We start from the raw sequence: 12,821 nt of genomic DNA, 5'->3' as shown, positions 1-12,821 counted from the left end.
CGGCAATCAAAATATTGAGATTATCCGTATCCTCCACAAAAGCATGGATGTGAATCCAATTTTTGGCGCATAACGCCTTGTTAAGGGGTGAGCAACGCACTACCGATGCCACCGCATACCACCTTAAACGCTAAAACCAACGCATAGTGAAAATGCCACGCGTTGCGAATCCCTCTTGAACAATTTGTTATGTGAATTACCACGCCCCCACAATAGGAGCAACATCTTCAATACTCACTTCTTTTATACTGCCTCTGCCATCAGATATTTGTATAGAACGAGACATTTTACCTGACTTTCGGGAATACCACTTTGAGCAGATTTCGATGAGATCAATAAAGGCTGGTTGCTTTTCAATGTTCGACATAATTGCGTTAGTCACCTCTAAGTCTGGTAACAATAAAAAGTCGCCAGCTTGAGAAATGTCATCTGCATACTCAACCATTTTCGATAATGGTTTTTGCATCATTTTTCGGGGAACATTTTCCTTCGAAGTCAGCTCTTTGAGTACATTAGGGAACTCAGGAGCCATAAAATCAATTAGCCAGCCATCCAGTTCAATCCATGTATGGAATTCTTCGCTGTTGGAGGACAAAGTATTACCATCCATTTTTCCAAAACCTAGTATATTTTCCCCACCTAAATGATACGCAGCAAAGCCAGAATATACTTTAGCTGGCAAGTTATAATGTTCGTTGAGAATGTAAGCTCCACAATAATTATAAAATGAGCACGATTTATTCGTATCGGCATTCTCACTTTTTAATACGGAATGCATAATACTGTAAATACGGAAGTAATCCGGTAATGTAATCTTCATATTGAACTCTCAATTCACATAACGCCCAATTAAGGGGTGAACAACGCCTCCACCCAAACTAAAAGATTGTGCCATAAACACTAATATTGAAGTAGAAGAAAAAATGACAAGCGTTGAGAATCCCTCTTAAATTGTTTGTTATGTTTCGGATGTAAAGGAGCTACCCTCCAACATATCTACAACCTTTTGTTCATTTAGTTTGTTTTTGCCGAGAGTAACTATCGATGGGCGCTTAGTTGGTGATGGACGACTGTTAATATAGATTCCTGAAGGAGTGAACAGTATTGTAATGAGCTCCCCCCAACTACCCAGAGATGCGGTTGTCTCAAATTCTAACCGAATCATTTCAATATCACTGGCTGTTCCCCACCCATGAATAACTGCGGCTTTTTTACAATTTTTATAGTTAATCTCGTTCGATGGATAGCTAGTATCTTTCAACAATAAATTTCGCTTTGACTTCCAGAAAACAAAAATACTGATAACTAATGAAATTAAAGATAAAACTTCGCTTTCCAGCATCAGAAAATAGAAAGCAACAAACACTCCAAATACAGGCACTAAAACCCGAACTAAAGATTCCGTTGCCGTAGGTTCTAAATATTTTTTCACTGTTCAGATCCTTTGAACTCGTAGAAACATAACGCCCTGTTAAGGTGTGAGCAACGCAATACCGACGCCACCGCATACCACCTTAATCACTTAAACCAACGCATAGTAAAAATGCCACGCGTTGCGAATCACTCTTAAACAGTTTGTTATGCCTTTACTACCTTTAGATCTCGGTGTACTTCTTGTGAGTCAAACAAGAACTGCGCAAAGTAAATTTCTAGATGACGTTGCAGCATTTCGTACGCGAGGTATCCGAATGCCACCAAGCTAACCAATAATAGCGAAACGTAGTCAGTAAGAGACGAATAATCTATAAACTGGGAAAGAATAGCTGGAGACATAGCAACAAAAGCCATTAAGAAATACATGACCATATAAAAATAGGTTAAGAACACTCTTTTTCGTTGAGACTCGTATTTTGGCTTAAATTTTAGCTTGGGATACTTAAGCTCATTAAACGGAATAAAGTACTTTCTACCTTTAACATAACATTTTAAAGACTTAACTGGGTTTTCGAGGCTTATAGCATATTCAATTTCCGCAGAACTTACGTAACTACTACCTGCGATCGTGTAAAAGCCAAGGTCTTTTGCGTAAGGATGTAAAGTGTCGACCTCAGATAGAAAAGCTCTAGCATGTTGATACTCCGCTATCATTGCCGAGCGGCGTGTAAACTTGAATTTTAGTACACCAATCAAAGTTGCAATAATTGCTACCACTGCACTACAAACCTTTAAAATCGTGAGAATATCTTCCATTTTTTCTCCTGAGGCATAACGCCCAATTAAGGTGTGAACCACGCTACCACAACACTCAATATGGACGCCGTAAACACTGAACTTGACCCAAACCAAAAATGCCAAGCGTGGTGAATCACTCTTAAATTGTTTGTTAGGTGCTAGCCCCCAACTCTTCTTGAAGGCTCTAATTGATGAAGATAGCGTGTAAATGTGTCTTTGGGACGCTCTAGATTGTTTTCTGCTAGTACCCTAGATGCCATACCACGGTGGTTACTGCCATGAGTTAACAAATGGAGCAGAATCTCTTCGATTGACATCTGCCCTGTGTCACCATCAATAAACTTAAATGAAACAACTCTTTTTAGATCTTCTTTGGTTGCAGCGCCCACATACTGAACTAACCATGAGTCGTTTTGATTCATTGTCTCTCGAAGCTCCGATATTGTTGGAGTCTCAACGGTATTGTCACCACTATATTTTTCAGGCTCACCCAAAATTCGACTGATGAAGAGACTATCAACGACTGTTGTATGGTTTAAGATTCTAACGAAAAAGGTAGCATCACTTTCTGGAAGTATTGAGAACTGTTGTTCTCCAATATCAAGCAATTCGTTATTTGCCCACTGTTTATGTTGAAATGCCTTAGAAAAGTCCATTTATTCTCCATTGTTGTTCATTTGAGAGTTGAGGAGCTCAAGCTGCACCTAACGCCTTGTTAAGGTGTGAGGCACGCAATACCGATGCTGCCGCATGTTACCGTAACCACTAAAACCAACGCATAGTAAAAAAGCCACGCGTGCCGAATCACTCTTAAACAATTTGTTATACGAATTTCTTCAGTGCCAACACTTGTTGTTCAAATAACTCACAATCTGACTTTGAGTATGACTTGGCGACATTAACCCATTGAACGCCCGTTTCATCTATGTGGCGAAACTCGACTTGAAGTGCATATTTAGAGCAACGAAGAAGAGCAAAGACCAAACCTACGACGGTCAGACTAAGAACTAAAACTAGTAGCCATTGTGGTACCTCTTCCAACCTTGGAATAACTAACCAAACTGCCCCTGAAAAAACACACACCCAGAATAAAACTTGACCTAAATTATCAAGAAAACTTAACTTTTTAACCCTAACATTGTTTATCTTAGACAAAGGATATGAGTCTTTCTTAAACCTGAACTCTTTTGAATCCAAGCTAAAATCAGTACTCTTGTACATAAATTCCCTCTATTCGTATAACGCCCTGTTAAGGTGTGAGCAACGCAATACCAATGCTCCCGCATACCACCTTAACCACTAAAACTAACGCATAGTAAAAATGCCACGCGTTGCGAATCACTCTTAAACAGATTGTTAGCCATACTAGCAGATGGACAAATTAGCTGATATTGATTCTGTTACTTTTAAGCTTGTGAGGCTATGCTCACTAAACCATAAGCTTTTTTCTGGATTCCAAGTAAACTCAAATAGTTCCGGCTCTGATAAACAATTAACCACGATGCAGATACGATATTTCCTGCTCGCTGTTTTGCTGGTTTTATATTCATTGGGGGTTAAGCATACGTTCGCTGATGTATGATCTTTTGCTGAAGTTCCTTTTACTTCGATGTAAAGTGTTTTATTCCCACTAGTTGCTTTTAAGTCATAACCCACGTTATCTTTTTCTACAGAGTCAACGATGTAACCTAGCTGGACATAATAATCAATAGTTAGATCTACAGCTGTTTTCTCAATTTTCAGCTTTGTCTCATGATCTATTTTTCCGCGTTTACCTTTATTTGGTAGTGAGAACTGGCCTTCTTTAACTCTGGATATATATGTCATTAACTGTCGCTTAAACTTTTTCACTTCAGATGTTTCAGCTTCTAGAAAAGAAACAAAAGTTTGAGAACCAAACCCTTTGTGAGTTACCGGCACAGGAAATAAACGTTGTTGTGGAGCTAACAAAGTACAGTCTTTAGATTTAGCTTTAATCAGGTATTCTGGAAAGTGATCTTCACCGTTAAAGTGAAAGCTTCTTCTATCATTTGGTTCCTGGGTAGTTCTATAGACACGTGCGTTTTCGTACCATCCAATTACCACCGAACCTCTATTAGAACGGGAACGCCAAACCACTAACACATCGTCTATATAGTCCCCGGCATTCGGTGCAATTCGACTAATATTTATCGTTAAGTTATTAGCTTGAACATAGCCATAACAGTATTTCCCATTTTTTTGAAAGTTAAGTACTTCATGACCGTATCCGTTTTTATCAATGTATTTACCACCATTAATAGGATAATCACTGTCATTGATACCATCGTAGTGCTTCATCCACGCTACATTGCAAATTATCATTTTCATACGTTGATCCCAAAAACAATGTGTATGGCTAACGCCCTGTTAAGGGGTGAGCAACGCAATACAAAAGCCGCGCATACCACCTTAATCACCAAAACCAACGCATAGTAAAAATGCCACGCGTTGCGAATCCCTCTTGAACAATTTGTTAGCTTAAATTATGTAGCACCAAGCCACACTACCCCAAAACATAATATTCAAAGTCCAGACCATCACACTTTGAATAGGGAGCATATGAAAAACTAACTGTGGACATGTCCTAAGATCTCTCAGCGAGAACAACATTTGAGGCTGAAAGTCCCAACTGGTAGCTAAACGCAGACCTCTTTGAAACCGAGGATGATTCACCAAATATTCGGCGTAAGATGAATAAATTGTCCACAAGCCGAAAAGACCAAACAGCTCAATTATTGAGATCACTTCCAAACTAAATGGCAATAATGAGGGTCCACCAATGAGTAAAATACCTGCAAATATCCATTTTTTACTTCTCATTACACATCCTTGTTAATGATTTAAGCTAACGCCCTGCTAAGGGGTGAGCAACGCAATACCGATGTCGCTGAATACCACCTTAATCACTAAAATCAACGCATAGTAAAAATGCCACGCGTTGCGAATCCCTCTTGAGCAGTTTGTTAGTCGCGAGGCACCGAGCGACAATTTTAAGCCGAACCAAACTTTGCGAACAACAAACTTTATGTGCTTTGATGCACTTTAGTCAGGCGTAGTCTCAAAGCGGCTATTCAATGAAACCACTTGGAACAAACAACGCCGTAGAAAACTGACTGACAACACCAAAAAGCGCTTTTGGAAAGCCAATCTCACAATGCGGACTTTCAACAAAGTCACTGAAACCACGTGGAACTTACAACACCAGAGAAAACGTCATTTCAGCGAGTAAATCTGCTTTTGTAACAACAAACTCAACGAGCGGAGTTGCAACCAAAAACAAACTCTCGATTGCCCTGCTATGTCAGCACCAAAGAACAAAACAACCGCGAGGACACTTGCAACACTTTGGACTTAAAACAGCTGAAAATGAGTTTGGACCAACGACGATGAACCTGTGAGCCGAACAATCAGCAGCCAAATTTTGAGCTTAGAAACATGATTTTGATTGCTAGCTTTTTCTGGCGACTAACGCCTTGCTAAGGTGTGAGTAACGCAATACAAAAGCTACCGCACGACGCCTTAATCACATAAGCCACCGCAAAGTAAAAATGCCACGCGTTACGAATCACTCTTAAGCAATTTGTTAGTACATGCGCTACTTCTATTTATAGACTCCAAGATATTGAAAAGTGGCATGATATGAAAGGCTTTGAACACTGAAGTGGGACGGGCAGCTACAAAACTTTACCGTCATTGAGAGACGAAAGTTGGCTAGAAGAAAAACGCACTGAACGCCCCTACTTTCACTCACTTCAAATTAGAAAAGGATTCGATCCTCGCACTTTGATGGCAACACTCAAAGAAAGATAGGATTCACTTCGGAAGTACAGCGGAAGCGAAAAAGCGCCAAAGAAATAGGCTAAGAGTTAGAAACCGTAAACGGTGAAATCAAAGCGAACACTCCGCATATAGTGCCACCGGAAAGAACGTGAAAGGCACTAACTTTAAGGTGTAAAGACGAGCGCCAAAACAGATTAACACCAAAACTTATAACCTTTGATATCAAACCCGTACTAACGCCCTGCTAAGGGGTGAGCAACGCAATACCAAAGCCGCCGCAAACCACTTTAATCACTAAATTCAACGCATAGTGAAAATGCCACGCGTTGCGAATCCCTCTTGAGCAGTTTGTTAGGCATCTTGTCACCACAAACTACTTACCAGTTTTGCACCTAATTAACTTCCAAAATGAAAGCATGAAAATAACCAACGAGAAAACAATATGAAGCGTTGGTATGCCTCTAGACAAGGCATCAGACTCTACCAAATGAGAATCAAATTCTTTGCCACACAAATGATGACCTTCAATGGTCGTTTCAATTACAAAAGGAGCCCAGAAATAAGTTACCGACATAGTAGCCAACAAAGCAATTAAGGGCGTAATCCATATAAATTTTGAACCTCTATTTTCTCGAAGAAGCCTGACTATGATGAGAATGAACAGTACTGAGCCATACATTATCGAAGCATAAAAACGCCCATCATCTCCCTGTGTGCAAGTACCCGAAACTGCACCAAGTGAAACTAAAAGACCAAACAATATTATCAATATCGAGCTGTACATTTGTAACCTTTGATGCCTAACGCCTTGTTAAGGTGTGAGGCACGCAATACCGGTGCCGACGGATAACGCCTTAACCACTAAAACCAACGCATAGTAAAAATGCCACGCGTGCCGAATCACTCTTGAACAATTTGTTATGCTTCAACTGCCTTAGACTCCAAAACTGCACGAATTGGATTCCAATTATTTTTATATGGCTCCATTTTTTCTATACTCCAATGAAGCCTTAGCCATTTTATTTCTTTGACATCTCTGCTTGAATAATGCTCTTGAATTACTGTGGAAGGAATAACGTAAACATCCGGCGTACTAGCCGGGTCTAGGCCTTTAAGATCAACGAAACAGAAGAAAAATGTGTCGCTGGAATTCTGAATAGCTTTTTTGCCTAAAGTAAACTCCAAGTGATTCCAGTGTCTGTTTTCACCCCTCCCTCTCTTTCGTCGCGCAGATGTACTTGTTTTTACTTGGATACTGATTGTGTTATTACCATCAATATCTGATGCTAGTAGGTCCACAGAGGGAGAACCTTCCCGCACCAAAGCGGATACATAATTAAAGCATGACAGCACGTATGCAACATAGTGCTCTCCCGCCCCACCAACTAGTTTACTATTTGACACAGAATCTCCATTGAAACATAACGCCCTGTTAAGGGGTGAACAACGCAATACCGATGCCGCCGCATACCACCTTAATCACTTAAACCAACGCATAGTGAAAATGCCACGCGTTGTGAATCCCTCTTGAACAGTTTGTTATATGCGTACTGGCACCGATCACCACACATGCAACTTAAAGTAAACCAAGAAAGATGCTATGAGAATAAGACCACACCAAGCGAAAAATACGAAGGCTTTCGCCTCAGTTTCTGCTTCTTCCATATCTGGAAGTAAAGCCATGAAATAGCATCCGATTGGAACTAATTCGTACATTTTACCTGCATATTGGTTATTCATGCCTAAGAAAGGTGGAACATACAAATACAGAGCTGAATAGCTGACAAAAAAGATAGTAACTAAAATTCTGTTCCAACCTATCTCTTCGCCTTCTTGGTACAGCTTAAATAACAGGTAGATAGCACCCAATATTGCTAGTATCAAAAACATCCTGTTCAGAAATCCCTAAAGCATATAACGCCGCGTTAAGTGGTGAACAACGCCAACCGCCATACCTAAACCATTGTACCTTAGACACTAAATTCTACTTGAACTGAAATCGCCAAGCGTTGTGAATCCGTCTTAAACGCTTTGTTAGCAATATTTTTGTTGCCAAGTCTCTCTCCATTCGTGGTTTCTTTTACCATTAAGCACAAGGTAATCTTGGTTTGACTTGCTATTTAGGAACGGAGAGAAATACTGGATAATCTCTTCTGCACTATGATTTAATTTGAGCAAGTCATCTTTAGCTAGAGAAGCAAACTTGATGTTACTTGATAACAATTGCACTTTAGGCATGTCATAGTATATTTCGAGAACTTCGAGAACATGAGCTAACTCTTTACAAATTGTTTGTCCATCAACATTTTCCAGTACCAAAACTGGATCTCGAACATCGTTTAAATACATGAAAATCAGCTCTCCATTTCCCGACTCAATGTTGAACTCATCTACTGGCTGTTTCTTCGAAATGAAGCTTTCTACCTTTAAAATCACATTATTCTTATACTTATTCACTGCTTCGATAGACCTAAACAGTTCCTCTTTCAAATTAAGTTTTTCCACTTAACTCTCCAAATATTGCTAACGCCCTGTTAAGGTGTGAGCAACGCAATACTGAAGTCGCTGCATACCACCTTAAACATTAAAACCAACGCATAGTAAAAATGCCACGCATTGCGAATCACTCTTAAACAGTTTGTTATGTGCGTGCTTAAACTGAACACCTTTGCTCACAGAACAGCAAATCGATATAAGAGGCGACCGCAACTGGACCAAAATAGAGTTCATGAGCGAAATAAAAAAGTACACTTTTGGAGACTTTCTTCTTTAAAAGCACTTTAACCATAAGAAGTGTGACAATGATGTATACGATGGCAACTTACATTCTATCCCTACATGTAGCCTGACCATGAACTATTCAAGCGACGAAATTTCGCAACCCGAACAATCAAGATGTTGGAAACGCAAAAAAGATATACAAGGCTGCACCAAATACCGAGCCAGCCATAAACAAACCCAACTTTATTGCAGTACTTTTATTCGATTCCTTTTTGGACATAGTAATTCCTTTTACTAATTTAAAATGACTTTCATGCACATCTATTAGTCATCAACACCAAAGCACATAACGCCCTGTTAAGGGGTGAACAACGCTACCACCCTAGCCTAAACCATTGTGCCGAAAACACTAAAGCTAATTCAAACCAAAACCGCCAAGCGTTGTGAATCCCTCTTGAACAGTTTGTTAGTTGCCAAGCCTAAGGCTTTAACTTGAAGTTGATTGCAGCTTTGCCAACACCGCCTTTGTGTGTTTTGAAAAACTCAAATCAGGCGCAATTTCAAAGCGTCTGTCACTGAAACCACTTGGAATTTACAACGCCGTAGAAAACGGACTTTAAACACCAAACAAACCTTTTGGAACAACAATACAGCAGAGCAGACTTTCAACAAGCTAATCAGCGTCTGCAGCAGAAAACCCAAACCGCACAAGCAACCAAAGCACGATTTTCACAAACCCAAAGAACTAAAAATTGAAATACAAAAACGAACTAACAACACATGGACATTAGCTCTAAATATTCTTCTTGGAGTGACTTTTTTCCTCGTTGGCAACTAACGCCGCATTAAGGGGTGAACAACGCAAACCACCCGACCTAAACCATTGTGCCATAAACACTTAGGCTGAACTTTGAACCAAGACCGCCAAGCGTTGAGAATCCCTCTTAAATGCTTTGTTATGTGATTTTCTCAAAGGTTTCTCATACTAACCATTTGAAAGACTTTTGTAAGAATTTGTCTGCATTTTCAGTGACGATTTCACCGTGAGCCATGACCAATATTTGCGGGTTCCAAGACAACAACCTATTGAGGTGTTTCCGCGCGTCCGCTTTACCAAACATGAAGCTTAAACGCCAATCCAAAGGCATTTTCCCTTTAGGGGCAAGTATACCAACACCTTTGGCCACAACCCGTTGCCAGTAGTTAAAGTCTTTACCTGAAAAGTTCTCAACCAAGTCAGTAACTATTAACGTACTTGAACTGCTATGGTAAAAAACACACTCTTCCATTAACGGAGAACCAGAAAATAGTTCTTGTTCAATGTCTGGAGCCCAAGCATAACTTTGCGAGTTATTAAGAGATGCATGAAAAGAGATATCGCTACGCTTTTTAATCACCTCGCTTGTCCCAAGGACTTCTGCGTTTGGATACGCCACAATCCATTCAGATAAGAACAAGTGGTGTAAATGATTGGGGGCAATTAAATATTTAACAGAACCGAGACTGTCAATTTGCTCCGTAATTGACTCAGACAATTTAATTGGACTATGAACCCATAGATCTCCACTAGAAAGTCTAACAACCGTCATTCGAGTGGAAAAGGGTAACCCTAAGAACTGAACAGGTTCACCATCAAATATCCATATTTCATGCGCTAATTTTTCCATGTTACTCCAATCACATAACGCCGCATTAAGTGGTGAGCAACGCAGACCACCAAACTTAAAGTATGATGCCGTAAACACCGAAACTAAAGCAAACCAAAAATGCCGAGCGTTGGGAATCCGTCTTAAATGCTTTGTTATGAAGCAGTTGCGAAAGTGATGCGGACTTAAATTTTCTTTCTATCAGCCGGATGATTTACGCCATCCATGACTTCAATAGCACCTAATTCGTATGGATTTACACCCTCAAGACAACCAATGTTGTAGCCGTATTCGGTTGGATCTGAACGTCTTTGGTGATGAGTATAAATGCCACAATTTGAACAAAAATAATGTTTAGCTGTTCCTGTGTTGAATTGATACAGCTTTAGCTCAGTTTCACCCTTGAGGATTTTTATATTAGCTAAAGGGACTGAGCCGACTATTGCCCCTTTTCTACGACAAATAGAACAGTCACAACGCCTCGGTTTTTCGATGCCATTTGGCAAATACAACTCAAGAACAACAGCACCACAATGGCATGAAGCTCGATGATTCTCTTTGATTTCCGTATTTCCAACTTGTTTTACCATAGTTGATATTTCCTCCTGCTTCATAACGCCTTGTTAAGGTGTGAGGCACGCAATGTCGAAGCCTACGCATACCACCTTAATCACTAACCCCAACGCATAGTAAAAATGCCACGCGTGCCGAATCACTCTTGAACAATTTGTTATGTTGAGATGTTAAGCAACGCGTTCATGACTATCTAGCATCTTCACAGGCAACTGGTTTTCAACTAGAAAATGGTAAAATCTTAGATCTTCAATTAAGTCAGGAGAAGCTAGTTCAAAGTCTTGATATGTCTGATTTTTGAAACGAAACCTTACCGTATGTTCAAACCTTTTGGTTTGCGCATACAAAATTTCATTAATATCAGCAGTATTTATACTTGTACCTAAAAGAGATAAACTATTACCATCAAGCACAACTTCTAGCGACTGTTTCGGTTTGGATGTTAAATACTCAGCCGCTAAAGATACAGCACAAAAAAATGCGATGTATCCTAATTGTGTTAAAAATGGAGCCTTAGATATCTCGACTAAGTAGTAAGCAAACATGCCACAAATTAATACTCTAGTGACAAAGCTATACATTAATTTAAAACTGACCAATTTACTTTGTTTCAATAAAGTTTTCATAACTCCCTTCTCAACATAACGCCCTGCTAAGGGGTGAGCAACGCAATACCTAAGCCGCCGCAAACCACCTTAATCACTAAATTCAACGCATAGTAAAAATGCCACGCGTTGCGAATCCCTCTTGAGCAGTTTGTTAGCTGTGTTTTACAACACGAGCTTTGCTCCCAACATACCAAGACCTGCGATAGCTACCATCGTAAACCAAAGGTAAATCATAAAAGATAGGTATAACGAAAATAAACCTCTCACAGCTTTATCTAAGTTTGCACCTTCATCGTGCTGTAAGAAGTACGCTAGTTCTGCTGTAGGTATTGATCCAGCAAAGCTCTTAAATTTGAACTTTACCATCATCAAGCCCATTGAGACTGGAAGACTAGATACTAATAAAATGATTCCCACCGAAATCCAGACATTCTCAGGGGATTCATTACCTAAAACTACTGCTGCCCCGATGAACACTAAAAGCATTCCCAGAAAGCCCTTAAAAGATGACAACAATGAGTCTCTTGTTTTTATATACAGCCAGAATAGCGGCTTATCGAATTTTCTCATTTTTTCCTCAAACAGCTAACGCCGCATTAAGTAGTGAGCAACACGACCACTGAACCTAACCATTGTGCTGTAAACACTAAAGCTGACCAAAGCAAAAATGCCACACGTTGCGAATCTGCTTGAATGCCTTGTTAGGCGAATTTCCCCGCCACTGTTTAAAATGGCTTGAAAACAGGTTACATCAAACTCAATACGCTACCAAACGCTTACTGACTTTTTGTGATTCAAGAACCACTGAAGCCACTATGTTATAGCCGTGGTGCAACAACTACGAAATGCACCCTTTCAGCAACAAAGTAGCTTTTGAACAATGGAAACTCAAAGCTGCAAACCAACAACAAGCACAGTAGTATCAATAAAATTGCTCTTACCACGCTTCGAGTCAGTGGAACTCACCACCAACTGACACAGAAAGCCAATGAGGCAACCCACGAATTTTGACATGTTTTACGGCTCAAGAGATTTAAGGATTTAAGGATTTAAGGATTTAAGGATTTAAGCCGAAAATGCTGAATTGCCGACTTAAAAAAACAAACTGCCAAAGAGAGCTAAGAAGATAAGAACTCAGGACTTTTTGCCCATCGCCTAACGCCCTGTTAAGGGGTGAGCAACGCAATACCGAACCCGCCGCAAACCACCTAAATCACTAAAATCAACGCATAGTGAAAATGCCACGCGTTGCGAATCCCTCTTGAACAGTTTGTTAGGTGCGTAGCCAAAGTTGGTAAAA

The 12,821-nt window shown here is 40.0% G+C and carries 14 protein-coding genes; 1 reads left to right on the top strand and 13 read right to left on the bottom strand.

All coding sequences use genetic code 11. The features are described from left to right. Window positions 1–196 precede the first annotated feature (196 nt). From R7O13_RS23370 to R7O13_RS23345, 6 genes are all read right to left on the bottom strand, one after another. The gene (locus R7O13_RS23370; RefSeq protein WP_318304777.1) at window positions 197–820 is read right to left on the bottom strand and encodes a DUF2026 family protein; all 624 of its coding nucleotides are present in this window, start codon (window positions 818–820) and stop codon (window positions 197–199) included. A gap of 138 nt (window positions 821–958) precedes the next feature. Beyond that, on the bottom strand, window positions 959–1,432 hold the full coding sequence (locus R7O13_RS23365) for a hypothetical protein (RefSeq protein WP_318304776.1): 474 nt from the start codon (window positions 1,430–1,432) through the stop codon (window positions 959–961). Between the two features lie 146 nt (window positions 1,433–1,578). Beyond that, the gene (locus tag R7O13_RS23360; RefSeq protein WP_004402684.1) at window positions 1,579–2,190 is read right to left on the bottom strand and encodes a hypothetical protein; all 612 of its coding nucleotides are present in this window, start codon (window positions 2,188–2,190) and stop codon (window positions 1,579–1,581) included. Between the two features lie 140 nt (window positions 2,191–2,330). Beyond that, the gene (locus R7O13_RS23355; RefSeq protein WP_318304775.1) at window positions 2,331–2,828 is read right to left on the bottom strand and encodes a DinB family protein; all 498 of its coding nucleotides are present in this window, start codon (window positions 2,826–2,828) and stop codon (window positions 2,331–2,333) included. Window positions 2,829–2,994: 166 nt separating this feature from the next. Beyond that, the gene (locus tag R7O13_RS23350; RefSeq protein ID WP_064368481.1) at window positions 2,995–3,393 is read right to left on the bottom strand and encodes a DUF6232 family protein; all 399 of its coding nucleotides are present in this window, start codon (window positions 3,391–3,393) and stop codon (window positions 2,995–2,997) included. Window positions 3,394–3,537: 144 nt separating this feature from the next. After that, complete coding sequence (locus R7O13_RS23345; RefSeq protein ID WP_318304774.1) at window positions 3,538–4,521, bottom strand: DUF3883 domain-containing protein; 984 nt, start codon at window positions 4,519–4,521, stop codon at window positions 3,538–3,540. A gap of 785 nt (window positions 4,522–5,306) precedes the next feature. Between R7O13_RS23345 and R7O13_RS23340 the strand changes: the two genes are divergently transcribed. Then, window positions 5,307–5,591 carry a hypothetical protein gene (locus R7O13_RS23340; RefSeq protein ID WP_250156415.1) on the top strand — a complete coding sequence of 95 codons (285 nt, stop codon included), beginning with the start codon at window positions 5,307–5,309 and terminating at the stop codon, window positions 5,589–5,591. A 1,300-nt stretch (window positions 5,592–6,891) separates the two neighbouring features. Here the strand turns inward: R7O13_RS23340 and R7O13_RS23335 are convergent. The 7 genes from R7O13_RS23335 to R7O13_RS23305 form a co-directional block, all read right to left on the bottom strand. Continuing rightward, window positions 6,892–7,377, bottom strand: a complete 486-nt coding sequence (locus R7O13_RS23335; RefSeq protein WP_025794347.1) for a hypothetical protein — start codon at window positions 7,375–7,377, stop codon at window positions 6,892–6,894. Between the two features lie 156 nt (window positions 7,378–7,533). Next, the gene (locus R7O13_RS23330) at window positions 7,534–7,863 is read right to left on the bottom strand and encodes a hypothetical protein (protein WP_005500288.1); all 330 of its coding nucleotides are present in this window, start codon (window positions 7,861–7,863) and stop codon (window positions 7,534–7,536) included. A 144-nt stretch (window positions 7,864–8,007) separates the two neighbouring features. Continuing rightward, window positions 8,008–8,478 carry a hypothetical protein gene (locus R7O13_RS23325; RefSeq protein WP_039476980.1) on the bottom strand — a complete coding sequence of 157 codons (471 nt, stop codon included), beginning with the start codon at window positions 8,476–8,478 and terminating at the stop codon, window positions 8,008–8,010. A gap of 1,196 nt (window positions 8,479–9,674) precedes the next feature. Next, entirely contained in the window at window positions 9,675–10,361 is a 687-nt protein-coding gene (locus tag R7O13_RS23320; protein ID WP_274000242.1) for a DUF4336 domain-containing protein, read from the bottom strand. Between the two features lie 164 nt (window positions 10,362–10,525). Further along, complete coding sequence (locus R7O13_RS23315; protein WP_318304773.1) at window positions 10,526–10,930, bottom strand: GFA family protein; 405 nt, start codon at window positions 10,928–10,930, stop codon at window positions 10,526–10,528. Window positions 10,931–11,083: 153 nt separating this feature from the next. Further along, window positions 11,084–11,539 carry a hypothetical protein gene (locus R7O13_RS23310; protein ID WP_017448461.1) on the bottom strand — a complete coding sequence of 152 codons (456 nt, stop codon included), beginning with the start codon at window positions 11,537–11,539 and terminating at the stop codon, window positions 11,084–11,086. Between the two features lie 144 nt (window positions 11,540–11,683). Further along, entirely contained in the window at window positions 11,684–12,091 is a 408-nt protein-coding gene (locus tag R7O13_RS23305) for a hypothetical protein (protein WP_318304772.1), read from the bottom strand. Between the last annotated feature and the right edge of the window lie 730 nt (window positions 12,092–12,821).

This window comes from Vibrio sp. Y176, from assembly GCF_033438945.1.
Note: the sequence above shows the minus strand (reverse complement) of the source record. Positions and strands in the feature narration are given on the sequence as shown.